Source organism: bacterium, assembly GCA_024742285.1.
GTDB lineage: Bacteria > Myxococcota_A > UBA9160 > UBA9160 > UBA4427 > UBA4427.
Genome location: JANSYR010000012.1, coordinates 1 through 24,379 on the forward strand (window position 1 = coordinate 1; position 24,379 = coordinate 24,379).

Annotated in this window: 25 protein-coding genes and 1 tRNA gene; 5 read left to right on the forward strand and 21 right to left on the reverse strand. The window is 69.2% G+C overall.

The genetic code is table 11. From position 1 onward, the window contains the following. The 7 genes from NXI30_19905 to kdsB all read right to left on the reverse strand — a co-directional run. On the reverse strand, nt 1-252 hold a 252-nt coding region (locus NXI30_19905), incomplete at its 3' end, for a hypothetical protein (GenBank protein MCR9096496.1). 38 nt (nt 253-290) lie between these two features. After that, a complete protein-coding gene (locus NXI30_19910) occupies nt 291-1,259 on the reverse strand; it encodes a hypothetical protein (protein MCR9096497.1) in 969 nt (322 codons plus the stop codon). A gap of 3 nt (nt 1,260-1,262) precedes the next feature. Next, nucleotides 1,263-2,147, reverse strand: coding sequence for a formyltetrahydrofolate deformylase (purU, locus tag NXI30_19915; protein ID MCR9096498.1), 885 nt, complete (start codon nt 2,145-2,147; stop codon nt 1,263-1,265). A gap of 513 nt (nt 2,148-2,660) precedes the next feature. Continuing rightward, a complete protein-coding gene (locus NXI30_19920) occupies nt 2,661-3,308 on the reverse strand; it encodes a PEP-CTERM sorting domain-containing protein (protein MCR9096499.1) in 648 nt (215 codons plus the stop codon). A 168-nt stretch (nt 3,309-3,476) separates the two neighbouring features. Beyond that, on the reverse strand, nt 3,477-4,562 hold the full coding sequence (locus NXI30_19925; GenBank protein MCR9096500.1) for a hypothetical protein: 1,086 nt from the start codon (nt 4,560-4,562) through the stop codon (nt 3,477-3,479). Between the two features lie 62 nt (nt 4,563-4,624). Then, nucleotides 4,625-5,581: a cyclase family protein gene (locus NXI30_19930; protein ID MCR9096501.1), complete on the reverse strand. Its 957-nt coding sequence runs from the start codon at nt 5,579-5,581 to the stop codon at nt 4,625-4,627. After that, nucleotides 5,578-6,315, reverse strand: coding sequence for a 3-deoxy-manno-octulosonate cytidylyltransferase (gene kdsB / locus NXI30_19935; protein MCR9096502.1), 738 nt, complete (start codon nt 6,313-6,315; stop codon nt 5,578-5,580). Before kdsB ends, NXI30_19930 begins: the two co-directional genes overlap by 4 nt. A gap of 125 nt (nt 6,316-6,440) precedes the next feature. Here kdsB and NXI30_19940 point away from each other — a divergent pair, with 125 nt between their 5' ends. Together NXI30_19940 and NXI30_19945 are read left to right on the forward strand one after the other, a co-directional pair. Beyond that, the gene (locus NXI30_19940; GenBank protein MCR9096503.1) at nt 6,441-7,775 is read left to right on the forward strand and encodes an MFS transporter; all 1,335 of its coding nucleotides are present in this window, start codon (nt 6,441-6,443) and stop codon (nt 7,773-7,775) included. A 105-nt stretch (nt 7,776-7,880) separates the two neighbouring features. Continuing rightward, nucleotides 7,881-8,351: a DUF420 domain-containing protein gene (locus NXI30_19945; protein ID MCR9096504.1), complete on the forward strand. Its 471-nt coding sequence runs from the start codon at nt 7,881-7,883 to the stop codon at nt 8,349-8,351. 26 nt (nt 8,352-8,377) lie between these two features. Here NXI30_19945 and NXI30_19950 read toward each other — a convergent pair whose 3' ends face one another. The 5 genes from NXI30_19950 to greA all read right to left on the reverse strand — a co-directional run bounded on the left by NXI30_19950 (nt 8,378) and on the right by greA (nt 12,107). Further along, on the reverse strand, nt 8,378-9,316 hold the full coding sequence (locus NXI30_19950) for an LLM class flavin-dependent oxidoreductase (GenBank protein ID MCR9096505.1): 939 nt from the start codon (nt 9,314-9,316) through the stop codon (nt 8,378-8,380). A 107-nt stretch (nt 9,317-9,423) separates the two neighbouring features. Beyond that, entirely contained in the window at nt 9,424-10,002 is a 579-nt protein-coding gene (locus NXI30_19955) for a TIGR04211 family SH3 domain-containing protein (GenBank protein ID MCR9096506.1), read from the reverse strand. A 334-nt stretch (nt 10,003-10,336) separates the two neighbouring features. After that, nucleotides 10,337-10,999, reverse strand: coding sequence for a CCXG family PEP-CTERM protein (locus NXI30_19960; protein ID MCR9096507.1), 663 nt, complete (start codon nt 10,997-10,999; stop codon nt 10,337-10,339). Nucleotides 11,000-11,419: 420 nt separating this feature from the next. Continuing rightward, a tRNA-Asn gene (locus NXI30_19965) sits at nt 11,420-11,495 on the reverse strand. Nucleotides 11,496-11,624: 129 nt separating this feature from the next. Next, entirely contained in the window at nt 11,625-12,107 is a 483-nt protein-coding gene (gene greA / locus NXI30_19970; GenBank protein MCR9096508.1) for a transcription elongation factor GreA, read from the reverse strand. Between the two features lie 254 nt (nt 12,108-12,361). Between greA and NXI30_19975 the strand changes: the two genes are divergently transcribed. Continuing rightward, nucleotides 12,362-13,006, forward strand: a complete 645-nt coding sequence (locus NXI30_19975; GenBank protein ID MCR9096509.1) for a CPBP family intramembrane metalloprotease — start codon at nt 12,362-12,364, stop codon at nt 13,004-13,006. 15 nt (nt 13,007-13,021) lie between these two features. Here the strand turns inward: NXI30_19975 and NXI30_19980 are convergent, their stop codons facing one another. The 6 genes from NXI30_19980 to NXI30_20005 form a co-directional block, all read right to left on the reverse strand. Next, nucleotides 13,022-13,414 carry a RidA family protein gene (locus tag NXI30_19980; protein MCR9096510.1) on the reverse strand — a complete coding sequence of 131 codons (393 nt, stop codon included), beginning with the start codon at nt 13,412-13,414 and terminating at the stop codon, nt 13,022-13,024. Between the two features lie 146 nt (nt 13,415-13,560). Further along, nucleotides 13,561-13,821 (reverse strand): hypothetical protein, encoded by a 261-nt coding sequence (locus tag NXI30_19985; GenBank protein MCR9096511.1) that lies wholly within the window; start codon nt 13,819-13,821, stop codon nt 13,561-13,563. Nucleotides 13,822-14,219: 398 nt separating this feature from the next. Then, nucleotides 14,220-15,137 carry an EamA family transporter RarD gene (gene rarD, locus NXI30_19990; GenBank protein ID MCR9096512.1) on the reverse strand — a complete coding sequence of 306 codons (918 nt, stop codon included), beginning with the start codon at nt 15,135-15,137 and terminating at the stop codon, nt 14,220-14,222. A 72-nt stretch (nt 15,138-15,209) separates the two neighbouring features. Further along, nucleotides 15,210-15,728, reverse strand: a complete 519-nt coding sequence (locus NXI30_19995; GenBank protein MCR9096513.1) for a hypothetical protein — start codon at nt 15,726-15,728, stop codon at nt 15,210-15,212. Beyond that, entirely contained in the window at nt 15,725-16,630 is a 906-nt protein-coding gene (locus tag NXI30_20000; protein ID MCR9096514.1) for a 1-acyl-sn-glycerol-3-phosphate acyltransferase, read from the reverse strand. The genes NXI30_19995 and NXI30_20000 overlap by 4 nt, the downstream gene beginning before the upstream one ends. Further along, nucleotides 16,627-17,616, reverse strand: coding sequence for a GNAT family N-acetyltransferase (locus NXI30_20005; protein ID MCR9096515.1), 990 nt, complete (start codon nt 17,614-17,616; stop codon nt 16,627-16,629). The genes NXI30_20000 and NXI30_20005 overlap by 4 nt, the downstream gene beginning before the upstream one ends. Before the next feature lie 57 nt (nt 17,617-17,673). Between NXI30_20005 and NXI30_20010 the strand changes: the two genes are divergently transcribed. Next, nucleotides 17,674-20,196 (forward strand): alpha/beta fold hydrolase, encoded by a 2,523-nt coding sequence (locus tag NXI30_20010; protein ID MCR9096516.1) that lies wholly within the window; start codon nt 17,674-17,676, stop codon nt 20,194-20,196. A 28-nt stretch (nt 20,197-20,224) separates the two neighbouring features. On the opposite strand, the gene NXI30_20015 is transcribed toward NXI30_20010, so the two are convergent. The 3 genes from NXI30_20015 to NXI30_20025 all read right to left on the reverse strand — a co-directional run bounded on the left by NXI30_20015 (nt 20,225) and on the right by NXI30_20025 (nt 23,627). Continuing rightward, the gene (locus tag NXI30_20015; GenBank protein MCR9096517.1) at nt 20,225-20,707 is read right to left on the reverse strand and encodes a YHS domain-containing protein; all 483 of its coding nucleotides are present in this window, start codon (nt 20,705-20,707) and stop codon (nt 20,225-20,227) included. 78 nt (nt 20,708-20,785) lie between these two features. Next, nucleotides 20,786-23,224, reverse strand: coding sequence for a CoA transferase (locus tag NXI30_20020; GenBank protein ID MCR9096518.1), 2,439 nt, complete (start codon nt 23,222-23,224; stop codon nt 20,786-20,788). 16 nt (nt 23,225-23,240) lie between these two features. After that, nucleotides 23,241-23,627 carry a nuclear transport factor 2 family protein gene (locus NXI30_20025; protein MCR9096519.1) on the reverse strand — a complete coding sequence of 129 codons (387 nt, stop codon included), beginning with the start codon at nt 23,625-23,627 and terminating at the stop codon, nt 23,241-23,243. A 205-nt stretch (nt 23,628-23,832) separates the two neighbouring features. Here NXI30_20025 and purE point away from each other — a divergent pair, with 205 nt between their 5' ends. Beyond that, entirely contained in the window at nt 23,833-24,357 is a 525-nt protein-coding gene (gene purE / locus NXI30_20030; GenBank protein MCR9096520.1) for a 5-(carboxyamino)imidazole ribonucleotide mutase, read from the forward strand. Nucleotides 24,358-24,379 lie beyond the last annotated feature (22 nt).

Genomic DNA, 24,379 nt, shown 5'->3' on the forward strand with positions numbered 1-24,379 from the left:
CAGGAGGTGGAACACGTCCTCGAGGAGATCTCCGCGTCTCAGCCAGTAGGACGGAGAGAAGGTCTGTGAACTGAAGTAGCGGCCGCAGTGGGTACAGCGGTACCGCTGAATCCTGCGCGGCCGGGCCTCGCGTTCGTAGAAACCCTTCTTCTGAAAGCGCCAACCGGTTGGATCTGAATGGAAATCGCAGTCGGGGTTCGGGCAGTGGGGTGGTCGTCGAGGGAAGTGAAGCGTCGGCATGAAGCCCGACATCGCAGGATGCGTGCCGGGTGCAGACTACGGTCCACGTCTCAGGGGAAGACGAGCTCGCCGTCCTCCGCGATCACCACTTCGCCACCGAACGTGTTTCCCACGAGGCGCGACATCTGGATCTCGAAGAACGGCGGCGGGCGGAGTCGGACCAACACGAGTCGGTCCACCTGTGCGTCCGTCGCGAGACGCCCCGCATCGTCGATCAGCGTGTGCAGCGCGCGATCCCGGTCGATTCGCTCCGCATCCTCGACGATCGCGCCGGTCCCCTCGAGCTCGGCGACCGTCGGGAGATAGGCGGCCTCGTGGATCAACACGTCGGCGCCGCCGGCGAAGCTCGCGAGCTCCTCGTGACCCCAGCCGGCGCCGGAGATCACGATCCGGGACCGACCGTCGGTGAAGCGCCAGGCGAGGGTCGGAATCGGACCGCCCGGGAGGGCGCGCGCCTCGATCGTGAGCGGGCCGACTGCTTCGGCGTATCCGTCGCCGACTTCCTGGACGTCGATCCGGCCGCCGTCCTCCGGGAGGCCCAGCGCCTCTCCCATCGCGGCGTTGCCGGCGGCGTGGGCAGCACTGATCCCCTCGACGAGGGCGCGGGTTCCCGTCGGTCCGACGACGCGGAGGGGCGCTTCGCGGTCCGTCAGCCAGCCGTTCACGAGGAGGTCGTCGAGGCCGACGGTGTTCCAGGGCAGGAGGTTGGTCAGGAAGACGACCGCTGGCTGGTCGACCGGGATCTTCGCGAGGCGCAGCCCCTCGGCGATCCCGCGGCCCGCATCGACGAGCACGACCGTCGTTCCGAGGCCGACCGCGGTCGCGGGGCCGCGGCGTTCGGGGTTCTCGAACTCGCTCCCCGTTCCGACGGTCACGACGGACAGCTCGTCGTAGTCCGCTGGATCGAGCGGCGCGACGATCTCCGCCATCTCCGCCGCACGCCAGAGCACGCCGGCGCCGACCCAGGCGAGGATCAGGATGAGGAAAACGATTCCGAGAAAGGCGAGTCGTCCGTCCATGGATCAGTCGAATACTACGGTCTTGTTGTCGTACACGAGGACGCGACCGTCGAGATGCCAGGAGACGGCGCGGGAGAGCACGGTCCGCTCCACGTCTCGCCCCTTGCGCACGAGATCCTTCGGCGTGTCCCGATGCGAGACGCGGACCACATCCTGCTCGATGATCGGTCCTTCGTCGAGGTCGAGGGTCGCGTAGTGGGCGGTCGCGCCGATCCGCTTCACGCCGCGTCCGTACGCCTGATGGTAGGGGCGGCCTCCCTGGAAGGCGGGCAGGAAGGAGTGGTGGATGTTGATGATGCGCATCGGAAAGGCGTCGATCATCTGCTTCGACAGGATCTGCATGTACCGCGCCATCACCACGAGATCGATCCGATACTCGCCCAGGAGATCGATCTCCTTGCGCTCCTGCTCCGCCTTCGTCTCCTTCGTGATCGGATAGATGCGGTAGTCGATGCCGAACTGCTCCGCGATCGGTTCGAGATCCGGGTGGTTGCTCACGATCAGCGGGATGTCGCAGTGGAGCTCGCCCGAACGGTGGCGCAGGAGGAGGTCGTAGAGGCAGTGGTCGGTCTTCGAGACGAAGATCGCCATCCGCGGGACGTCCCGGTCGAGGCGAAGGGTCCATTCCATCTCGAAGCGGTCGGCCACTTCACGGATCGCGCCCTGCAGGGTCTTCTCGTCGATCACGGAGCCGCCGTTGCCGGTCGCGAGATCGAATCGGATGCGCTGGAAGAACTTCCCCGCGACGGAATCGGTGTGCTGGTCCGCGTCCAGGATGTTCAGGCCGAGGGCGAAGAGCAGTTGCGAGAGGGCGGCCACCAGCCCCGGGCGATCGTCGCAGCTCACCAGGAGCGTGGCGGTCGTCGAGTCTTTAGGGGGGGTCGGCATCGGGGTTCTCCTGCGGGAATCCGGGCGAGGAGCGTAGCCGAGGGGGGCGATCTGGCGAGGTTCGTCGTTCAGCTGGCCATGGAGCTATGGCCGCACCCGGATCGCTCCGATAAGTTCCTCAGCAGGGAATTCACTCATTCCCGAGTTCACCGCGGCCCGTTCATGGGGGCGAGTCGTGGGAGCGGCCCGGAGGGGCGGTTACGGCGACCACCTGAGCCCGGGAACCAGGCATGCGCTTTGGGGCGCATGCCCATCCATACCATGCCGACTTTGGGAGGTAAGAATGGACCAACGTAGCACTACGGCGAGTGAGGTGGTGGCGTCCTAGCAACGCTGAACCGTTTCGTCGAAATAGCTAGGTGCTGCGTGGGACGCAGGTTCCCAACGCCGCCGCCCCTGGGATCGCGGATGTCGTAGCCGCTTCGGGGCCTGATGGCCTGATCCCAGGGACTTTCTCGTTCTGGGCCCCGGAATGTGAATCATCCGGGCCGAACGTGATGACGCGTCCGCTCTTCAGCCGTGCGTCGCTCGAGGCCGCCGGGCCAGGAGGCCCAGGCCGAGCCCGAGCAGGATCGCCGTGCCCGGTTCCGGCACGAGATTCCAGGTCAGCCGGTCGGCGATGAAGAAGGCCGAGCCGCCGGAGTCGTGGCTGATGCGGAGCGTGTCGAACTCGATGTCCCGCAGGCCGTAGACCGCGGCCGCGCAGCACGTGCCGTGGCTGAACACGGTGGTCTCGACCACCGAGCCCGCGCGCAACGCCGTGAACTCGAACGCGTTGCCGTCGTTGGCGGCGAACTCCATCGCGACGGCCGTGACCGTGCCCGAGAAGATGATCTCGATCGTCGCGTTGACGGTGCCGGTTCCGGTCTGGAAGTTCGCGAAGTTGTTCCCGTCCCAACCGAGCGCGCCGCGGTTGTTCTCGTACCAGACGTTCGGCGAGAACGTCACGCCGTAGCCGGCTTCGTACTGGTTCGTGATGACCGTGCTCTGGCTCATCGCGATCTCGTCGAAGTCGAGGGAGAGCGTCGAGGCGTCCGCGAAGGAGAAGTCCGTCGCGGGAAGCGCCAGGGCACGCGTCGACCCGAGAAGGAGCCAGAACGTCGCGAGGAGGAGGATTCGTCCGGCGGACCGGTGGCATCGCGCGAAAGAGCGTCGGGACATCTTGAGGATCTCGAGGAAAGAAGGTGGATTCCTCGGGACTCATCGACCGGGACCGCCCAGGGCTCGATCGGGAACGGTCCGAATCGCGGCGCATGCGGCGGAGTTGCCGCCGCGTTGCCGGTCGCTTTGGGGGTGCCGCTTCGTTCGACCGGACGTGTCGGCGTGATCTCAGCCGTCGGCCATCTTCCACATGATTCGTACGGCCGGGAATCGGATCGGATCCCGTCCGTCGTCGTGCGCCTCGATCCAGCGATCGAACGCTTCGCGGTCCAGATCGGGCGGAAAGGTCCACCAGGGCTGGCCGAAGGCAGCGCGGACGTACTCACGGAAGAGTCCGGCCGCGTCGACACGGTCGGCCGTGGTGAAGTTCGTCTCGCCGCAGGGAGTGCCCTCTGCCGCGAGGCTCGAGGCCCGTTGGCGCCAGGCCTCGAGAGCGCCGTGGCGCGCAGCGTACTCACGCTCGAACGTGTCGAGATAGCGCCCTTCGAGGATCTCGTTTCGGTGGAATGCACCGTAGACGATCCATGCCGCGAGGGCGCATGCGTCCGCCGGAGAGCCGGCGGCCTGGGTGTAGATCACGACCTGCACGTCCGGAGCGGCGATGGACCCGGGTCGAACGCCGACCTGCGCGTGGAGGGCTTCGACGAGACCGACGATGTGATCGTCTGCGGTCGGGTCGCCGTGGAACTCGCCCGTGATTCGTACCTTGAAGAACAGGTGGTTCTTCACGTTCACGAAACCGAAGCTGCGCGCGCGGAGGCGTTCGGAATCGGCGAGGACGAGACTGCGTTCGATCAGGACACCCGCCGACTCGGCCGTTCCGTCGGGGGAGAGCTGGCGGAAGGTCGGAGGGCCGTACGCGAGACGGTCGCGACGGGCGGCGATGTCCATCCCGTCCAGGATGGACTGGGCTTCGATCGAGAGGGCGGCGGAGAGGGTCGATTCCTCGTGGATCGTGATCGGGTAGACGTAGACGTCGATCTTGGCGTCGGGGTAGCTGTCGTCGCGATAGCTGATCATGTGTCCGAGCTCCGGTTCGGGGAAGGAGCGGATCCCCACGCGTCGGAGGTCGTCGATTCGCTCGGGGGCCACGAGGTCGGCTCGGTCGACGCGGTGCAGGGTGACGAACCCCTGTTCGACCAGGGAGACCGGTCCCGTCGTCGGGGCACAGCCGGGCGCTGCGAAGAGCATCAGGGCGAGGCTCAGGAAGAGCGACCCTCTCGGACGAGCCGTTCGAGCGCCGAGTCTGGTCATGCGATTCCTCCCGATCTCGAGGGCTCGACCCCGCCGGGTCCGCCTTGGTTCATCGAGTCCGCCTAACGGATCGCCAGGGGATTGATCGGCGAACCGACCGCGCCGGTGATCGGGAGCGGGGGGGCCGTGAAGAGGAACGCGTATCGGAGGTCCTCGGCGCAGGCCTCGGCGAGCGCGTCCAGGTTGAAGATCTCGCCGAAGAGCACGCCGGTGTTCCGGAGCGAGATCATGTGGAGCGGCTGGAAGCAGTCCTCGGTCTCGTTCGGGATGACTTCGATTCCCCAGGTGTCGGTGCAGACCGCGGCGATCTCCCGGTCGTAGAGCCAGCTCGCGCAGTGGACCGAGAGGCCCGGCGCGCTTCCTCCGCAGTACCCGTCCCAGGAGCCCTCGTCGAGGCAGCGAGTCATCATGCCCGTGCGAACCAGCACGATGTCGCCGCTCTCGATCGCGACGCCCTGCGCCTCCGCGCAGGCGTCCAGGTCGTCGGGCTTGATCGCGAACCCGTCCTCGAGCCAGAGCTCGCCGCGATGGCGCGGGATGTCGAGGAGGACGCCGCGGCCGACGACGCCGTTCTTGGCGGCCTCGATCCCGTTCACGCGCGCGCCACGGCTCGTCACGAGTTCGATGTCGCGGTCGTTGTACATCTTGCCGTCGTAGAAGACGTGGCTGAGCGCATCCCACTGGGTTCCGCACTGGAGCGGCATCGTCACCGCGTCGTCCGCATAGCGAAAGCCGCCGGGGATCCCGTCCTGGGCGCCGGCGAGCACGTCTCCGCCGTCCTGCAGCATGAAGTGGATCGGGTTGTGGCGACCGCCGGCGCCGCTCTGCGGGCCCTTGTGGTCGAAGTCGAGGCCGCAGGAGATGACCTGACCGCGGCGGGGCAGGGCGGTCGCCGCGAGGATCCGCCCCGGTGTGATGAAGTTCAGCGCGCCGAGCTCGTCGTCGGGACCCCAGCGGCCCCAGTTCGAGTAGCGCCGGCCCCATTCGCGGACGGTGTCGGCGGTGATCCGGGCGCTCATGCAGCGCCTCCGCTTCGGGCGAGGGCGGCTTCGACGACGGCGACGTCTTCGGGCACGTCGACGGGCACGCTCGTCCATCCCGCGATCTCGGCTGCCCGGATCCGGTAGCCGTTCTCGAGGGCGCGAAGCTGCTCGAGCTCCTCCGTCCGTTCGGCGGGGCTTCGTTCGAGCTTCACGATTTCGAGCAGGAAGTCCTTGCGGTAGACGTAGAGCCCGACGTGCTGGAGCGGTGCGATCCCGGTGTCCTTGCGGCGGAATGGGATCGGAGCGCGGGAGAAGTAGAGGGCGAAGCCCGCGGAGTCCAGCACGACCTTCACCCGGTTCGGGTCCTCTGCGGCCTCGGGCTCGGCGCGATGGACGATCGTCGACATCGCGGCGCGCTCGTCCTTCAGGAGTGCTTCGACCGCGGCGTCGACGACGAAGCCTTCGATCAGCGGCTCGTCCCCCTGCACGTTGACGATCACGTCGTGATCCCGGCGCGCGGCGACCTCGGCGAGGCGATCCGTCCCGGTCGGATGGTCGTCCCGGGTCATCTCCACCTCGGCGCCGAATCCTTCGCAGGCCTCGCGGATGCGTTCGTCGTCCGTCGCGACCACGACCGCGTCGACGCATTTCGCTGCCCGCGTCCGCTCCCAGACGTGTTGGATCATGGGCTTGCCCGCGATCGGCGTCAGCGGCTTGCCGGGAAAGCGGGTCGAACCGTATCGAGCGGGCAGGATCGCGAGAGTCGACATGGAACCATCCTACCCGAATCGGCCCTTCGGTACGAAGCGCGTTCGTTCGCGGGAAGGCCCCGAACGCCTACGAACTCGCGGTCAGGAAGCGCACCGGCCGCTCACCCGATTGCTAGGATCCGCGCGTGCAGGAAACCGGCCGTGACGGCGGCGCCGCACACGACTCCGATCAAACGCTTCGACGTGTGGCGCGGCCCTGGTGGCTGCCTCATTTCCTCGGACGCGTCCCGCTCGGCCTGAACGAGCGGCACGTGGCGCTGGTCGGTGTGGTGGCGCTGGCGGCGCTCTTCGAGAACTACGACCAGTCGATGCTCACGTCTGCCTTCAAGCAGATCCGTGAAGACTTCGTGCTTTCACAGTCGGAGGCCGCGACCTGGTTCGGGTGGATCCGCCTCGGCGCCATCCCCGCGATCCTGGTCCTGCCTCTCGCCGATCGAATGGGCCGCCGGATCGTCTTCCTGGTCGCGATCGTCGGGATGAGCGTCGGGACCCTGCTCTCGGGCTTCGCGCCGAACGTCGAGAGCTTCGTCGCGATGCAGACGATCACGCGAACCTTCATCGTCGCCGCGATCTCCTGCGCGATCGTGATCATCGCCGAGGAGCTGCCGGCCGCGAATCGGGGCTGGGGAATCGGGATCCTCGGCGCGATCGGTGCCTTCGGCTATGGCCTCGGCGCCATCCTCTACGCATTCATCGACGTCTTGCCCTATGGATGGCGCGCCATGTACATGGTCGGCGGCGTCCCGCTCCTGCTCATGCCGCGCTTCATTCGCAACATCCCCGAGACCGCGCGCTTTCTGGAGGAGCGCGCCGAGCGGATCGCCGGTCGGCGCCCCGAGAGCGGATGGATCTCCCCGCTCGTCGAGCTCGTGGGGCGCTATCCCGGGCGCGTCGTGGGCGTGGCCGCGATGGCCCTCTTCTTCGCGACCGGTTCGTCTCCGGCCTTCGGTCTGCTCTCGGACTTCGTGCAGACGACCCATCAATGGACGCCCGCCAACTACTCGTTGATGGCGCTGGTCGCAGGGACCTTCGGGATCGTCGGGAACTCGGCGATGGGATGGGCCGCGGATCGCTGGGGCCGGCGCCCGGTCGCGATCTTCGGCTTCGGCTTCTTTCCGTTGACCGCGTTCGCGCTCTATTTCGGTCCCGAGACGACGCTCCCCCTGGTCTGGATTCCCTTCGTGTTCCTGCTGACGGGTGGCAACGTCCTGATGCGCATCATCGTGACGGAGCTCTTCCCCACGTCCAGTCGGAATACGGCCATGGGCTGGGGAACCCTCATGGAGACCGTGGGGGCGGCGGCCGGGTACTGGCTGGTCGGTGGTTTCACGACCGTCGGTGCCTCGATCGCGCCCGCGGCGGTGGGTGTCAGTGCGCTGACCCTCGTCGCCGTCTTCGTCATGCTCTTCATCCCCGAGACCGCGGGGCGGGAGCTTGAAGAGACCAGCCAGAACGCCTAGGCCGGCGGCCACCGCGACGCGCCCGCGGCGGGCCCATTCGCTACCGTGGCGCGCGAACCCTGCCGCCGGTGAAGCGGGCGACGCCTCTTCCCGACACGAGATTCGATGGATCCCAAGATCATCTTCTGGGCCGCAGCCCTCCTGAACCTCGGTGTGCTCTGTGGCTTCGGCCTCTTCGGCGTTCGCTACGCGCGTCGGGGAGAGATCGCTCGCCATCGACGCAGCATGAAGATCGCGTCGCTCCTGATCGTGGCCTTCCTCGCGGCGTACCTCTTGAAGGTCGTCTTCCTCGGTCGCGAGGATCAGTCGGTCTGGTCGAGCCTCGACGTCTGGGTGCTCCGGATCCACGAGGTGTTCGTCGTCTTCATGCTCGGCGGCGGGATCGTCGCCTGGCTCCAGGCCCGCAAGCTCGAGGGGACCCAGCTCGTGACCCGGGATCCCGGGGATCCCGCGCCGGATCCGAAGGTCGCCCGAACCCACCGACTCGCCGGCCGGACCTCCGTGATCGCCGGTGTGCTCGCCTTCCTGATGGCGATCGGCGTGCTCGCCGGGATGGTCGCGCGCTCGGGAAGCTGACGGCGCGACCGTTCCCCCGCTCCCCCTCAGACGATCGAGCGCAGCTCCCGGACCATGTCCGTCGAAGCGCGTTCGATGATCTCGTCGGGGTCGGAGAGCGCGGACATCACGAAGTGGCGACAGCCCGCCTTCGCGAAGGCGCGCATCTGCTCGAGGCAGTCTTCCGGCTTGCCGAGCAGGCAGTAGCGCTTGGACGCTTCGGTGAAGTCGGTGTTGTAGATCGTTCCGAGCATCTCCGAGGCCCGCTTGTGGGCGGCTTCGTAGCTGTCGTCGAGGACGGTGAAGAGGAGCGCGGCCGTGTGGAAGGGCAGGCCGTCCCGGCCCGCTTCCTTCGCGTGTCCGCCGATCGCCTTCATGTTGGCGGTGTAGGTCTCGACGTCGCACATGTGTGAGATGTAGCCGTCGCCGAGGCGTCCGGCGCGCTTCATCGACACCGCTTTTCGGCCGCCGACGATGATGGGCGGCGTTCGAACCGGCTTGGGCTCGATCTTGACGGGGTCGAACTGGTAGTACTCGCCGTCGTAGCCGGCCTTTCCCTCGGCCCAGTGGGCGCGCAGGATCTCGATGGCCTCGTTCGTCCGCGGGCCTCGCTCCTCGATCGGGGAGGCGACGGCCTGGAACTCCGGCGGAAATTCGCCGCCGACGCCGACGCCGCAGATGAAGCGGCCGTTCGACAGCATGTCGATCGTCCCGGTCATCTTGGCGGTCAGGGTCGGGTTGCGCAGGGGCAGCAGCAGCACGCCGGTCGCCAGCTCGATCCGCTCGGTCGCGGCGGCGCAGAACGACAGGAGCGAAAGGCTCTCGATCACCGGGATGTGGAAGGCGATGTGGTCCCCGACCCAGATCGAGTCGAGGCCGCTTTCTTCCATCTTGCGCGCCCGCGCCAGGACCGAGTCGCGGTCGTTGGCCGCGAGCATCATCCCCATCTTCACTTCGTCGACGACGTTCAGTCCTTCGATTTCCATGAAGCGAGTCTAGTGCGCCGACGCCGAGAAGGTCAGCGCCCGCCGGATCAGCGCCTGCAGCCCAAGGGCGCTCTGCGCCCGCCGGATCAGCGTCTGTGCCCGCCGGGTTACAAGCGGATGCGGGAGGACGGGCGCCGCGTCGAGTTCCGGTGGAGGAACGCGCCGAGGATCATGCCGCCGGCCAGGATCAGGGCGCCGGTGATCCACTCCTGATAGCGGCTGCCCGCGCGGAGCTCGTAGTTCTCGATCTTGAGCGACTCGATCTCGGCGCGCTGGCCGGAGTCGGTCGAGGCGAGCGTGGCGTTCGACTCGCGGAGCTGCGCCGCCTCGGAGCGGATCTCCTCGAGCTGGCTTCGGAGGCTCGCGGTCTCGCTCTCGAGCATCTCGAGGCGAAGGGTCGGCGGAGGCTCGGTCTCGAGGTAGCCGGCGGGGATCCAGCCGGTCTTGCCGTCGCTCGTGCGCACCCGCGTCCAGCTCTCGCCGCGGGCCAGGACGTCCATCTCGTCGCCCGTCTCGACGGCGCCCAGGATCTTGAACTGGGTCCCGGCGCCGGCGCGCAGGTTGAGACGGATGTTGCCACGGACCCAACCGGTGTCGGCGGCCGCGGGTGGGGCGATGGCGATCGTCGCGAGGGCGACCAGGGCCACGAAGGTGAAGGTGGCGGGGAGGATTCTCGAGGGACGCAAACGGGTACTCCCGGGACTGCGGGCGAGTCCTTTGGGGGGAGGATTTCGGACGGTAGTCGACGGCCCAGGGCGATCTTGTGATCCTCGGCACCGGAATCGGCGCCCGGAATCCCCCCGAGATGGACGACGCTCGGCGGCCAGCATATCGCCCGAAGCGCCCCGGCGGGAGTCATCCGGTCGCGGGATTGCACGGAGAAGTGCATCGAACTCGCGTCGCCCGCCGCAACCGTCGACGGGACGACCGGCCGCGCGCGCCACGGGGCGGATCGAATGAGGCTGAAAACACTCAGGTAAGCGCGCGTGCCCGCGTCGACCCCCCGGTGCTCTGGGGCCGTCAGGCCGAGTCGCGCTCGTCCCGCCGGCGCGTCGTCGCGAGTCCCGCCAACCCGAGCGTGACCAGCACGCCGGTCGAAGGCTCCGGCGTCAGCACGTAGGGATCGAAGTTCGTCGACGTCAGATCGGCGAAGCCACCCCCGTCGACGGAGAAGCGGAGGGTCGTGGAGCCGCCACAGCATCCTTCGAAACCGACCCAGGCGAGCGTGTAGGAATCGCCGGCCGCGAAGTCGAAGGTCGTCTCGAAGACGTCGGGATTGTTCCAGTCGTAGTCCCACCAGACGTCGTCGGTGATCACGCGTTCGTAGACGACGGAGCCCGTCGTGTTGTCGATCAGCGCCGTAGCGCCGCCGCGCCCCCAGTCGGTCCCGACCTGGAACGTATATCGCCCCTCGACGCCGATCGTCACGTCCGTGGTCATCAGGATGCTGTAGTTCGAGCTGACGCCGCCGCCGTGCACCGCGGTCGAGACGTTCTGCAGCGAATCGATGACGTTGCTCTGGATCAGCGTCTCGCCTTCGTGCTGCGCGAGCAGATCCGAGAACGTGTCCCCCGCCGTTACCTGGAAGGTCGACTGGCGGAAGTCCGCACGGAACTCGAGCGCAGTCGCCGTTCCAGCGGACGCAACCAAGGACAGGAGCGACGAGAGCACGGCACGAAACATCGGAAACCTCGCGGCCCCCAAACCCGGCCGTGACGCTCTCATCGGTCCCGTTGCACCCCACCTTGAAGAGCTGCCACCAACCCGCCCGTGACTTGCCCTTCGAAATGCCCCACCCGCAGCCCACCGGCAGAACGCACGCGCGAGGCTCTGCCCCAAATGACGCCAAGAGATCCGCAGGCGCGGCGGAACGAAGACGCTCCAACGGCGCGCGGAGCAGAACGCCTCATCGCCCGGATCGGCACAAGCGGCAAGCGCCCGCGGCCCAGCGAAGCGCGCCGAAAAAGCGCCTGCGGCCGAAACGAAGCGCGCCTTCGGCGCAACGAGCTCAAAAAGCGCCTGCGGCCCAGCGAAGCGCGCCGAAGGCGCGCGAAGCGAAAAAAGGTTCCGTTTCGTTCCGCACGCGTCGTGCGCGGAACGAATTGGCTCCCCGGGCAGGACTCGAACCTGCGACAAGGCGGTTAACAGCCGCCTGCTCTACCAGCTGAGCTACCGGGGAACGGAAACTCGGGGGGCGGAGTTTACGCGTTGGCGGGGCGACCGCAACGCTCTCGCACCGGCAGTTTCGGTGCGCCCTCCGGGTCGGATCGGGGGCCGGGGATGCGCCAGAACGGGCGCTGCCGACCGATCAGAGCGCGTCGAAGCGGATTTCGAGGACCTCGAACTCGCGGATGCCCTTGGGCACCTTGACCGAGACGTCGTCGCCGACTTCCTTGCTCATCAGCGCCTGGGCCACGGGCGACGTCACCGAGATCATGCCCTGCTTGGCGTCCGCCTCGTCCTCGCCCACGATCGTGTAGGAGACCTCGTCCTCGGTCTCGATATCCGAGAGAAGGACGGTCGCGCCGAATCGAACCTTGTCGGGGTCCTGGCCCGAGGTCTCGATGACCTGGGCCCGGGCGATCTTGTCGTCCAGCATGGCGATCCGGCCGGCGATGTGGGCCTGCTTCTCCTTGGCGGCGTGGTATTCGGCGTTCTCGGAGAGGTCGCCGTGGGCGATCGCCTCCTCGATGTCCTTCACGTTGGCGGGCCGCTCGACCGTCTTCAGGTGCTTCAGCTCTTCCTTGAGGGCCTCGTAGCCACGGGGAGTCATCGGGACTCGCTCGTCCATTCCATTCCCTTCGTTCCGACGTGCGCGCGAATCGCTCGCGGCGCCGTTCGAACCTCGTACTGCGATCGTGAACCTGACGGATCGGGGCCTCGAGTCTCATCCCAGGAGTCGGGATCGGTCGCGCGGGGGGTGCGCGCTCGGTCTGCGTGGCCGGCCAGGCGGGGATCTCTCGACGAAATAGGCTACCCAGAGCGTTCGGTCGCATCAACCGGTGGGCCGTATCGGGGCCTTTTGCCCTCGATTTTGGAGCGCAGATGTTCGGCGAAGAGCCCGACGACGAGGACGATCGCGCGCGCGAGGAGGCGCCGATCGAGGACGAGGGCGCGGACCGCACGGCCTTCGTTCGGGGTGCGCTCTTCTTCTACGGCGCGCTCGGGTGCATCGCCCTGGTCTGGCGGATGTCGACGCCCGGCGCCTCGATCCTCCACCCGCCCGGGCGGGCCGAGTCGTTCGAAGGGCTCGGCACCGCGCTGCTGGCCGGTCTCGCCCTGGGCCTCGTCTCGCTGGGGCTCTCCGAGCTGATGACGCGCTTCTCGACCCTGGGCGAGGCGCTGGCGGACACCCTCGGCGATGGCCTGATGGGGATCACCACCGCGGACGGGATCCTGCTGGCCTTCGCGAGCGGCATCGCCGAGGAGATGTTCTTTCGCGGGGCGCTGCAGCCGGCCGTCGGGCTCGTCTGGGCGAGCCTCCTCTTCGGCGCCTGTCACTTCCTGCCGCGCCGGGAGCTCGCGCTCTGGAGCGTGTACGCCGTCGCGATGGGTTTCGCGTTCGGTTGGCTCTTCGAGGCGACGGGGCACCTGCTCGCGCCGATCGCCGCGCACGTCCTGGTGAACGCGGTCAACCTCCCACGGCTCGCACGCCGCGCCGAGGCACGGACGGAGGATCGCCCGGGCTGACCGGCCGACGCCGGCTCAGCCGACCAGCGCGATCGCGTCGATCTCGACCTGGGCACCCAGGGGCAGAGCGGCCACGCCGACGGTCACCCGAGCGGGAGCGGGATCCGCATCGAAGGCTTCGGCATAGACGGCGTTCACGCGCGGGAAGAGCGAGAGGTCCGTCAGGTAGACGGTCGCCTTGACGACCCGATCCATGCCGCTGCCGGCGGCTTCGAGGACCGCCTTCAGGTTCGCCAGGACCTGGCGTGCCTCGTCCTCGATCTCGCCTCCGACCTTCTCGCCGGTCGCGGGGTCGAGGGGGATCTGCCCGGAGGCGTAGACGACGTCTCCGGCGCGGATCGCCTGGGAGTAGGGACCCACCGGCGCGGGCGCGTCGGCGGTACGGATTTCCTGGCGTGCTTCGCTCATGGCGCGGGAGCATACCGCGCAAGCCGTCCGCGAGAAGCACCGGGCGTGACATCACACCCCGCGCCGCGAACACGAGCCGACGGCCCTTTCCGCTCTGCGTCGCCGACCTGCACGGCGCCTCGAAGTCGAGCCGCCGTGCCCCCGACTCAAGAAAGCGGGGTGCTGTCGTCGTCCGGGAGCAGGCGCTCTTCGAGGACGCGGATCAGGTAGCCGAAGAGAAGGAGGTTCGGCAGGCGGCCGCGCGCGTCGCCGTGGATTCCGGCGCCGTCGGCGAAGGCTTCGGCGTACTGCGAGAAGAATTCGATGGTCTCGAAGGGGATGTTCTTCGCGAGCATCTCGTTGATCTGCTCGGACGGGAGATCGTCGAAGATCTCCGCGAACTCGACTGCAATCTCTTCCGGGGTCATTTCCGTCTCCGTGAAACGAATGCGACCCGGGCGCTTGCCCCGTACGTCACGCGTCTCGGCATGTTCAGCTTCGCGATGGGCCCGCGCAGGGCCGCTTCGACGGGGCCGATCTTCACCCGACGACCCCATCGTGTCAAGCATCGCGGGAAGGCAAGAGTCTCGAAAACGGCCGCGAGAAGCGCTGTCGCGGCCGATCTACGTTCGACCTGCCGGGCGCCTTCGCGTCGGGCCCGCGCGGGATTCCCGTTCGCCTTCGCCGGCGCAGCGCGGGAGTTGCCGGTTGCCGATCCGGCCTTCGCCGCGGCGACGTCTCGGTTCGTCGGATCGGAAGTGCGCATCCCAGCCGTCGCACGAACTCGAGACGGGGCCCGCAGGCCCGTGCCGGCTCGTGCCGCGCTTCACTCCGCCGCCATCAGCGCGTTGCGCAGGTTCGCGCGGCGCACCGAGTCGAACGTGAAGACGACCAGCCCGATCCAGACGAAGCCGAAGCCCGTCGCGTGGGCGGTCGTGAAGGCCTCGCCGTAGATGAACGTCGCCAGTGCGAGCGTGATCGTCGGCGCGATGTACTGGAACATGCCGACCGCGGCGAGGGGGAGGCGCCGCGTCGACGCGTGGAAGAGCAGCAAGGGGCCCGCGGTCACGACGCTCGTGAGCGAGAGGTAGGCGTGCTCGCCGGCGCTCGCGGCGAGAAGCGGCGAGTGGTCCTTCGCGGTCAGCGCCAGGACCGCGAGCAGGCTGAGGGGCGTCAGTACGAGCATCTCGCGTGCGAGTCCGCCGAGCGGAGGCTGCGGCCTGACCTTGTGGATCAGTCCGTAGAGCGCGAAGGAGCTGGCGAGGGCCAGCGAGATCCACGGCAGCCCGCCGGCGCGGACGGTGAGAGTCGCGACGCCCAGGGCAGCGACCACGACGGCCACGGTCTGCGCGCGGTTCAGGCGCTCGCCGAGCACGACGAGTCCGAGCAGGATGCTCATCAGCGGGTTGATGTAGTAGCCGAGACTGGTCGCGACGATCTGCCCGGACTGCACCGCGTAGATGAAGATCAGCCAGTTGGTTGCGAGCAGCAGCGCGGCGAGCAGGTTCCAGCCCCACTCCCGGGCCTTCGCGGGGCGGAGCTCGCCGAGCTTGCCGGTCGCGGTGGCGGCCGCCATCAGCAGCAGCATCGTCCAGAGGATCCGCGGAATCAGCGCCTCGTCGGAGGGGATGTGCTCGATCGCCTTCCAGTAGATCGGGACGAGGCCCCACGCGAGGTAGCAGGCCGTCGCGAAACCCATCCCGCTCGGAGAGAGCGCTTCGTCACGTGAGGGATCGCCGGCCATCGCGGGAGCCTAGCGGGTCGGCTCCCGGATTCCGCGACCTCGCGAATCGGCCTTGGCTCCGGGTGTAACGAATCAGCCCTCGGTCTCGGCGCGATAGGCGAGGGTCGAAGGCGCGACGCCGAACTCCGGAGGCGCCTCGACCCCGCGCACCGCGAGGGTCAGTCGGATCAGCGCGTGGTGATGGAGGACGTGGGTGGACACGAACTGCAGCTCGCGCGAGAGGGAAGAGCGGGTCCAGCCCTGACCCGGCTCCGGGCGGACCTCGATCGGCGTGCGTCCGGCCAGCTCGCGGATGCGTTCGAGACCGTCGATCGCGCGTTCGATCTGCTGGCGACCGAACTCGCGATGGGTCTCGACCTCCGACCGGCGCTTGCGGGCGGTGTAGTCGATCCGCTGGGCATCGATCCCGGCGAGCAGGCAACCGACGAAGTCGAGCAGGTGGCGCGTGTGCGCGCCGGGGCTGGCCCAGGCCGCGTCCGCTGCCTGCGTCGTCGTCTCGAGGGAGGCGGCGTAGTCCTCGTCGGAGAGGGCGTCGATCAGAGCGTGCCCCTGCCGGAGCAGGTCGATCAGGGCGTCGGCGGCGCGGCTCAATTCGCTGCCCCGAACGGGGTGCGGGGTGGAGGCCCGGCCCATTCCGAGGATGCCGGAGGGGTCGTGGGAATGAACTTCTTCTGTACGGCTTCGTAGGCTCGGCGACACAGTTCCTTGCGCTTCCTCGCGTGGTTGGGGGTCGAAGGGATTCGGCCCGCTCTTTCCTCTATCGGCAACTCGGCCGCAGATCCTTCGCTCGACGAGTCCAGGACCGGTGAGAACCGGACCCGGGCCTCGATCGAGGGCAGGGTGAGCAGGCGTCGTACGTGGGGCAGGAACGTCATGTCGCCCCACCAGCATACGCATTCGCGAGCCGGTTGGTTTCGATCGTTCGTCTCGTATTGCAGGCTCGCGGCGACGACGGGGGCGCCGGTTCGCACGGAAGCCTCGAAGAGCGAGCTCTTGAAGGGCAGGACGTCGGCTCCGCGCGTGCTGGTCGCTTCCGGGAAGAAGACGACGGCCTCGCCGCTTCTCAGGGCGTCCGTCATCCGGGGAAGGACCTCGAGCAGCGAACGCCGGCGCGCCCGATCGAGGAAGATCGTGCCCAGGGTTCGCGAGGCAGGGCCGACGCCGGGCCAGTCGGCCACGTCCGCGCGCGCGACGAAACGACCCGGGACGAGCGACCAGAGGAGCGGGATGTCGAGGTAGCTCAGATGGTTCGCGACGAGCACGACCGGGCCGCTCGGGATCTCTCCCTCGACGTGGATGCGGAGTCCGAGGCTGCGCGTCGTCTTCGAGGCCCAGCGACGCAGTCTCGTCTCGACGTCTTCGGGCCGCCCGAGCGCGCGCGCGAGCCAGAGGCCGACGACGAGCCGGACGGAGCGGGTCACGAGCATCGCCGCCCGCCGAATCGCGATCGCGCGCCGGCGCCCGGTCGATGCGAAGGTCCGTGGTCGGCTCATCGCTTCCCGCAGTAGCGCGCGTAGGTACGCGGATCGACGCGCTCGAGGTCGAGGAGCACGAAGAAGTCGAGGGTCCGGAAGTCGGGATCCCAGGCGGGGGCGCACGCGAGCCGCGCGCCGATCGCGCAGTAGGCGTAGAGCAGCGCCGGAATCTCCGGCCGCGCGCCCGCCTGCGACTCGGGCCACGCGGGGCGATACGCGGGGGTCGGCGCCACGGCGAGATCCGGGTCGAGCCAGCCCTCGGCCTCGATCTCGGCCAGGGCGAGCCGGGACTGGGCCTCGTCCTTCAGGCCGACCGAGCCACATCCGAAGGCGAAGCGCTTTCCGGCGTGGACGAGGTAGGCACCGATCCCGCGGAGCAGGAGCTGGAGCACGCCGCGGTTGCGGTGGGCCAGCGCGACGCAGGCGCGACCGAGCTCGACGCCTTCGTGTCGGACGTCGGGCGGCAGGCGGTCGAGCTCGAAGATGCGCTCGGTGTAGAAGCCCTCGTCCGCGACCTGCTCGAGGGTCGCGAGGCGATAGCTGCCGACGCACTCGCTGCTCTCGCGGTGGACCACCATCAGATGGTCCGCCCGTTCGTCGAGCGGGTCGAGATCGAGCCCCCGGTCGGCGCCTTCGACGCGGGCACCCAGCTCGCGGGCGAAGACCTCGTAGCGAAGCGCCTGCACGCTCCGTCGATCCGCTGCGTTCCGGGCGAAGCGAACGGCGTAGGCGCCCCGCTCTTCGAGCCAGGTCCGGAGTCCGCCGTCGTCCCGCGGCGTAACCGGATCTCGTCCGATTTCGTTCTCTCTCGTGTCGGGCGCATCGCCGTTCCGGCACGCCGTCCCGGCCGCGAGCGCGAGGCCCGACCGCGGCGCGCCGGATTCGGCTCGGTCCGAGGAAGGAATGGGTCGATGGAAGGCGATCAGCGGTTCGTTCTCCTCGACCGGTCCTACGCATCGCTCCGACGACTGGTTGCCATCTCCTCGTGAATTCCCGCGCGCCATTGGTTCGAACCGACGGAGGATCCGCTCCCGGATCCCGCACGGTCTCAGGCAGGTCCCTTGTTTCGATCCCGAAGATTCTGGTCCTTCTATCTACTGGCCCTCGTCGGGTCGCGCTTGTGGCTCACGTTCGGGGAGGGCGAAGGGCTCGGTCCGCTTCCGGAGGGCATGCAGCGGACGGCGGTCGAGGTCGCTGGGATCGAGCGCACGATCGCTTTCCGCGATCTGGGCCCGTCGGTCGACGAGGCGGTCGTCCTGCTGCACGGGAGCCCGGGCTCGCTCCAGGACTTCGCGGCCCTCGCGAATCGACTGGGCCCGACGCGGCGCGTGCTCGTCCCCGACCTGCTCGGCTTCGGCCGGTCTTCGAGGAGCGTGCCCGATCACTCCTTCGTGGCGCAGGCCGACGCGCTCGCGCAGCTGCTCGACGCACGCGGCGTCGCCCGCGCCCACGTCGTGGGCTTCAGCTGGGGCGGGGGCGTCGCGATCGAGCTCGTCCGGCGCGCGCCGACGCGCATCGCCTCCCTCGTCATGGTCTCGGCGCTCGGGGTCCAGGAGCACGAGCTGCTCGGTCGCTTCGAGCTGAATCGCCTGGTCCATGGCTTCCAACACGCGATCGTCGTGGGGCTGGACTGGCTGACGCCCCACTTCGGTGTCTTCGCGGCGAGCCCTTTCGGTCGCGGTTTCACCCGCAGCTTCCTCGACTCCGACCAGCGCCCGCTCCGCGGAGCGCTGGCCGCGTTCGAAGGGCCCATGCTCGTGATGCACGGGCGGGAGGACTTCCTGGTCCCGCCCGCCGCAGCCCGCGAGCACCATCGGATCGTGCCCCAGAGCGAGCTGGTCTGGATCGAAGGGGGCCACCTCGTGCTGTGGAGCGCTCCGCATCGCGTCGCGGACACGCTCCGGGACTGGCTCGAACGAGCGGATCGTGGTGCCCTCCCGGCGCGCGCCGAGGCGACGCCGGCGCGTCTCGCCATCGCCGCCCGGCCCTTCGATCCCGGGGCATCCGGCCCGCAGAGCGGCCTCGGCTGGCTCGTCTTCGCTCTGCTCGTCTTCGCCGCGTCGATGGTCAGCGAGGACCTGACCTGCGCCGGCGTCGGGCTGCTCGCGGCGACCGGACAGGTCGCTCTGCTTCCGGGCATCGCCGCCTGCGGCGTCGCCCTCGTGCTCGGGGATCTGGTCCTCTACGGGATGGGCCGCGCGCTGGGGCCGCCGGTGCTCGCGCGCTTCGGGCGGGGACCGGGGGAGGTCGGGCCCCTGGGTCGGGGTCTCCAGCGATCGGCGGGCGTCGCGGTCCTGCTCGGGCGCTTCGTTCCCGGTGCCCGGCTGCCGACCTACGTCGTGGCGGGGATCGTGCGGATGTCGATCCTCCGCTTCACCGGATGGCTCGTGCTCGCGGCGGCGATCTGGGCGCCCCTGCTCGTCGGGGCGACCGCGTTCGGGGGACGCCTGCTCGATCTCGAACGAGCGTCACCGCGGACCGCGCTGTTTGCCGGGGTCGTGCTCGTGCTGGGGATGGCGATCGCCGCGCGGCTCGCCCCGCGGCTCACGAGCTGGCGCGGACGGCGGCACCTCCTCTCCGCCTGGCGGCGGCTGTGTCGCTGGGAGTTCTGGCCGATCGCCGCGATCTACGCGCCGCTCGTGCCGGCTGTCCTCGGAATGGCGATTCGCGCGGGTTCGCTCCGGGCACCGACCCTCGTCAATCCGCCGATCGCGGGTGGCGGACTCGCGGGCGAGTCGAAGGCGGCGATCGATGTGCTGCTCTCGCGGATGCCCGCGCACGCGATCCCGACCCGCGTCCTCGAGCCGGGACCCGACGACGAACGGCGCGCCGCGCTGCGCGCGTTCCTCGAAGAGCACGACGACGGGCCCGTCGTCCTGAAGCCGGACGTGGGCGAGCGCGGGCGCGGCGTCACGATCGCGCACGACGAAGCCCGGGCTCAGGCGGCCCTCGAGGCGAACCCGGGTCGCCTGCTGGTCCAGCGCTTCGTTCCCGGCGACGAGTTCGGACTCTTCTACGTCCGGCGCCCCGACGAGGACCGGGGCGAGCTCTTCTCGATCGCGCGAAAGACGCCGCGCTTCGTGATCGGCAACGGGCAGGACCCGCTCGAGCGGCTCATCCTGACGGATCCGATCTGCCTGCCGATGGCGCCGCGGCTCCTCGAGCAGAACGCGGACCGGCTCGCGGAGATCCCCGCCGAAGGCGAACGCGTGCAGGTGACCGAGATCGGGACCCACTCCCTCGGCTGTCGCTTCCTCGAAGGGGAGGACCTTCGAAGCGAGGCGCTCGAGGCCGCCGTCGATCGAGTGAGTCGGGAGGCCGGGCTCGACTTCGGTCGCTACGACGTCCGTGCGGCAGACGAAGCGGCCCTTCGTCGCGGCGAGTTCCGGGTGATCGAGTTCAACGGGCTGACCGGCGAGGCCGCCCACATGTACGACCCGCGTTACGGCCTCTTCGCGGGGCTCGCCATCCTGCGAGAGCAGTGGCGGCGCGCCTTCGAGATCGGCGCGGCCCATCGCGCTGCCGGTCGGACCCCGCTCGGATGGGCGGCGCTCTGGCGCCTCGTTCGCGATTCCCGCGACTGAGGTCCTCGGCGCCGCCCGTCTCCCGGGACTACTCGTCGCGGAGTCCCGGCCAGTTCGCGTCGGCGCGGTCGATCAGCGCGTCGCGGTCGGCCAGCCAGGACTTCATCACGCTCTCGTCGTAGTTCAGGTAGAGCTTGCCCTCGACGATCGTCCAGGCGTCCGGATCGATTCCGGCGGTGTAACCCTGGGAGACGGCCCAGGCGCAGTAGCCCCCGTACTGGGGCGCGTACTTGTCCGGATCGGCCTCGAAGGCCGCCTTGTTCTCGGCGCTCGCGAAGCGCCAGGTCGCGCCCATGTACTCCAGGCTGTGCGCCTTGGTGCCCTCGACGGGGCGGCCTTCGGTGAAGTAGGCGACCGGGTCGGTCCCCTCGATCGCGACGTCGCCGAAGAACGTCGCGTTGATCGGGTCGAGGGCGAGGGCGGATCCCGGTAGGCCGGCGAAGGCGGTCAGGGTGAGGGCGGCGAGCAGGGCGCCCAGGCGGGCGCGGCGGATTCCGGGCGAACGGAACATGGTCTTTCTCCTTCGTTCGGGCGAGCTACCCGACTACACGAACGAAGGAGGGATCCGGTTACGCGCGGGCCGGCCGGGTCAGGTCACGACGCCGCTGGCCATCAGGTCGGCGACGGCCTCGGGGCTGAATCCGAGCTCTTCCGCGAGGACCTCGAAGCTCTCGCCGCCGATCAGCGGGGCGGCGAAACGCGGGCCGTTGTCGTAGCCCGACACCCTGAACTGGTGGCCCGAATAGGGGATGTGGCCCATCTCGGCGTGGTCGAAGTGGCGGTAGAACCCGCGGTGGGCGTATTGCGGATCGTGCTGGAGGTCGCTGCTCCGCTGGACGTGGCCCGCCGGCACGCCCGCTTCGAGCAGGATCGACATCGCCTCCCGCGGCTTGCGTTCGCGGGTCCAGGCGGCGAGCTGCTCGTCGATCGCGTCGTGGGCGGCCAGCCGGCCGGCGACGCTCGCGAGACCCGGTTCCTGCGCCCAGGCCGGATCGTCGAGCACGCGGCGGAGCGCCGACCACTGCGCATCCGTCTCGACCGCGATCGCGACCCACTCGTCCCGGCCCGCGCAGGGGTAGACGCCCTGGGGTGCCGCGTCCCGGGAACGGTTGCCGTTGCGGGCGATCGGGAGGTCCGTCGCCTGACGTGCGAGGATCTCGGGGGCCAGGAAGTGGAGGGCAGCCTCCATCTGGCCGAGGTCGATGTGCTGCCCTTCGCCGGTCCGGCGGCGATGGTCGAGGGCGGCGAGGAGCGTCGTCGTGAGGAACCGCGGGGCGACCGTGTCGGTATAGGCGTTCCACGGTCCGACCGGTGCGCGGTCCGGCCAGCCCGTCAGGTCGAAGAAGCCGGCGACGGCGGCGGCGTGGTAGCCGTAGCCGGCCATCCTCGAAATCCGCCCGGTCTGCCCCATCAGGCACGTGCTGACCATCACGACGCTCGGGTTGACTGCGCGCGCGGCCTCGTAGCCGATCCCGAGTCGGTCGACGGCGCCCGGCGTGAAGCTCTCGAGGATCACGTCCGCCCACTCGAGGATCCGCCCGGTGATCTCGCGGGAGCGCTCGTGCTTCATGTCGACGGTCAGGCTGCGCTTCGACGTGTTGAACTCACCGAAGAACTGCGAGCGGTTCCAGCCGTCCTCGTCGTCCTTGTAGGGACCTGCCGTGCGCAGGTTGTCGGCCTTCACCGTCGACTCGATCCGGATCACGTTCGCGCCGTGATCCGCGAGGTACTTGCCCGAGATCGGCCCGACGCCGACCCAGGAGAAGTCCGCGACCTTGAGACCTTCGAGGGGGAAGGTGGGCTCGGGGTCGCTCGCTCGGAGCGGGATCCGCTCGCGGGGCGATTCGTCGAGCTCGCGCAGGATCTCGTCCGTGTGTTCCCCGAGCTTCGGCGCGCGGTGGCGGATCTCGAAGGGCTGGCGGCTCGAGCGGGCGAAAGGGCCGGGGGCGCGCACGCGGCCGCCGCCCGGGAGATCGACCTCGTGGAAGTAGGCGCGGTCCTCGAGCTGCTCGAAGCTCAGCATGTCGTCGAGGGTCATGACCGGGGCGATCGTGAGGCCGAGATCGAGGCCCGGGAGGAAGTGCTCGCGCTTCGTCCTGCTCGCGAAGTAGCGGTCGACCGTCTCGGTCAGCTCCTCGAGCGAAACGTCGAACTCGCCGCCGCGGAAGATCCGGTAGTCGTAGCTCTTCCAGTCCTCGCGCAGGACGAAGGCGGCGTCGACGATCCCTTCGGCTTCGAGGGTCGACTGGAGGATCCGGAAGGTCTTCCCCTGGACGAGGGTGACGACGTGGCCGTCCTTCGCGGGATGGGCGAGCTGGAGATCCTTCGGCCCGATCTGGAGCATCGCGGCGTTCCGCTCGTAGTCGAAGCCCTGGATCGGCGCCGCCGTCAGCCCGTTGAGCATCGTCCAGGTGAGTGCGCTCTGTGCAGACACGTCGACGAAGACGCCGCGGCCCGTCGTGCGCGCGCGGGCATGGCCGATCATCGCCGCGACGGCGGCCTCGGCGCCGGCGTGGCGCCACGCCTGCGGCACGGACAGCCGGAGCGGCGCGCGGTCCCTGTCGCCCTGGAGCGACATCGGCCCGGCCAGCGCCGCGATCGAGAGATCCGCGGCCGGCCAGTCGGCGGCCGGCCCGTCCGTGCCGAAGGGCGTCACACGAACCTGGACGAGCTGCGGGTTCGCCTCCCGGAGCGTCGCGGGATCGAGGCCGGCGTCGTCGAGGAGACTCGGCGGGCCGGAATCGAGGACGAAGTCGGCGCCTCGGACCAGCTCGAGAAAGCGCGCACGGCCTTCAGGGCTCTCGAGCGCGAGGACGACCGATCGCTTGTTCCGGTTGTAGGCCGCGAACGAGAGGCTGCGCTCGGATTCGGGGCCCCCCTCGAGGAGCGGACCGGTCCGGCGCGCGTCGCTTCCGTCCGTCGGCTCGACGCGCACGACGTCGGCGCCGAGGTCGCCGAGCATCATGCCGGCGATCTGGCCGCGGACGTCGGTCAGGTCGAGGACGCGGTAGGGAGCGAGCAGGTCCACGGCGACGCGGCCCGGATCAGGCGTCGGCGGTGTAGATGCGCTCGGTGAAGCGCCAGCCGTCGGCGGTCTTCGTGAGCTTGTCCTGGTAGCGGCCGGTGGTGATCACCTTGTGGTCGGCGCCCGCGAGGTAGCCGATCAGGAAGGCGGAGCCGGTGGCGGCGTCGCCTTCGCCGTCGATCACGATGTTGGTCGCGTTGTGACGCATGAGCGGCATCATCTCGTGGGTCTTGGCGCCGAACTCGGCGATCGCGTCGCGCCCTTCGCAGAGGGTGTGTCCGGGGTTGAACACGCCGTCCGGGACGAAGAGGCCGCCGAAGGTGGCGCCGTCGCCGGTGTCGATCGCCGTGTTGTAGCGGGCGTAGAGCATCTGGATCTCGATCACGTCGTCGGTCGTGAGGGGCATGGAGCTTCCTTCTCTTGCGGGCCGCCAGGTGGAATGGGAGGTGCGGCCCGCCGGGAGGCGAGACGCTACGGCATGGGGGCCGGGTCGCAAGCGAACGCGCACCCGGGCCGCTTCTCGGGGTGTCTCGGCGACCGGGGCAGCGCCGCGCTATAACCCCGACTTCGCGACCTCCGGCGAGGGGCGGTCGCGGGCTCGGGAGAAGCGCATGGCCGACGAAACGACGGAAGCCGAGGACGTCCTGGTCGGGATCGTCATGGGCTCGACCTCCGACTGGCCGACGATGAAGAACGCGGCCGACGTCCTCGAGGCCCTCGAGATTCCCCACGAGACCCGGGTGGTCTCGGCCCATCGGACGCCGGATCTCCTCTTTCAATATGCGGAGAACGCCGCCGACCGTGGGCTGCGCGTGATCATCGCCGGCGCCGGTGGTGCGGCCCACCTGCCCGGGATGCTGGCGGCCAAGACCTGGGTGCCCGTGCTCGGCGTGCCGGTCCAGAGCAAGGCCCTCTCCGGGATGGATTCGCTCCTCTCGATCGCCCAGATGCCGGGTGGCATCCCGGTCGGGACGCTCGCGATCGGAAACTCCGGCGCGAAGAACGCCGGGCTGCTCGCGGCCGCGATGATCGCGACGACCGACGAGGGGGCGCGCAAGCGGCTCGAGGAATGGCGGGCGCGGCAGACGGCGGACGTGCTCGCGACGCCGGATCCGAGCGTCGACGAGCGGCTCTAGAGCGACACGGAGACAGAGCAAG

Bases quoted from the DNA above. Each gene is read 5' to 3' on its own strand.
- NXI30_20005 (MCR9096515.1), bottom strand. From the start codon at position 17,616: ATGGCGCGCGGGAATTCACGAGGAGATGGCAACCAGTCGTCGGAGCGA.
- purU (MCR9096498.1), bottom strand. From the start codon at position 2,147: ATGCCGACCCCCCCTAAAGACTCGACGACCGCCACGCTCCTGGTGAGC.
- NXI30_19985 (MCR9096511.1), bottom strand. From the start codon at position 13,821: ATGACCCCGGAAGAGATTGCAGTCGAGTTCGCGGAGATCTTCGACGAT.
- NXI30_19975 (MCR9096509.1), top strand. From the start codon at position 12,362: ATGTTCGGCGAAGAGCCCGACGACGAGGACGATCGCGCGCGCGAGGAG.
- greA (MCR9096508.1), bottom strand. From the start codon at position 12,107: ATGGACGAGCGAGTCCCGATGACTCCCCGTGGCTACGAGGCCCTCAAG.
- purE (MCR9096520.1), top strand. From the start codon at position 23,833: ATGGCCGACGAAACGACGGAAGCCGAGGACGTCCTGGTCGGGATCGTC.
- NXI30_19920 (MCR9096499.1), bottom strand. From the start codon at position 3,308: ATGTCCCGACGCTCTTTCGCGCGATGCCACCGGTCCGCCGGACGAATC.
- kdsB (MCR9096502.1), bottom strand. From the start codon at position 6,315: ATGTCGACTCTCGCGATCCTGCCCGCTCGATACGGTTCGACCCGCTTT.
- rarD (MCR9096512.1), bottom strand. From the start codon at position 15,137: ATGGCCGGCGATCCCTCACGTGACGAAGCGCTCTCTCCGAGCGGGATG.
- NXI30_19960 (MCR9096507.1), bottom strand. From the start codon at position 10,999: ATGTTTCGTGCCGTGCTCTCGTCGCTCCTGTCCTTGGTTGCGTCCGCT.
- NXI30_19950 (MCR9096505.1), bottom strand. From the start codon at position 9,316: ATGGAAATCGAAGGACTGAACGTCGTCGACGAAGTGAAGATGGGGATG.
- NXI30_19945 (MCR9096504.1), top strand. From the start codon at position 7,881: ATGGATCCCAAGATCATCTTCTGGGCCGCAGCCCTCCTGAACCTCGGT.
- NXI30_19910 (MCR9096497.1), bottom strand. From the start codon at position 1,259: ATGGACGGACGACTCGCCTTTCTCGGAATCGTTTTCCTCATCCTGATC.
- NXI30_20000 (MCR9096514.1), bottom strand. From the start codon at position 16,630: ATGAGCCGACCACGGACCTTCGCATCGACCGGGCGCCGGCGCGCGATC.
- NXI30_19925 (MCR9096500.1), bottom strand. From the start codon at position 4,562: ATGACCAGACTCGGCGCTCGAACGGCTCGTCCGAGAGGGTCGCTCTTC.
- NXI30_19980 (MCR9096510.1), bottom strand. From the start codon at position 13,414: ATGAGCGAAGCACGCCAGGAAATCCGTACCGCCGACGCGCCCGCGCCG.
- NXI30_20015 (MCR9096517.1), bottom strand. From the start codon at position 20,707: ATGTTCCGTTCGCCCGGAATCCGCCGCGCCCGCCTGGGCGCCCTGCTC.
- NXI30_20025 (MCR9096519.1), bottom strand. From the start codon at position 23,627: ATGCCCCTCACGACCGACGACGTGATCGAGATCCAGATGCTCTACGCC.
- NXI30_19930 (MCR9096501.1), bottom strand. From the start codon at position 5,581: ATGAGCGCCCGGATCACCGCCGACACCGTCCGCGAATGGGGCCGGCGC.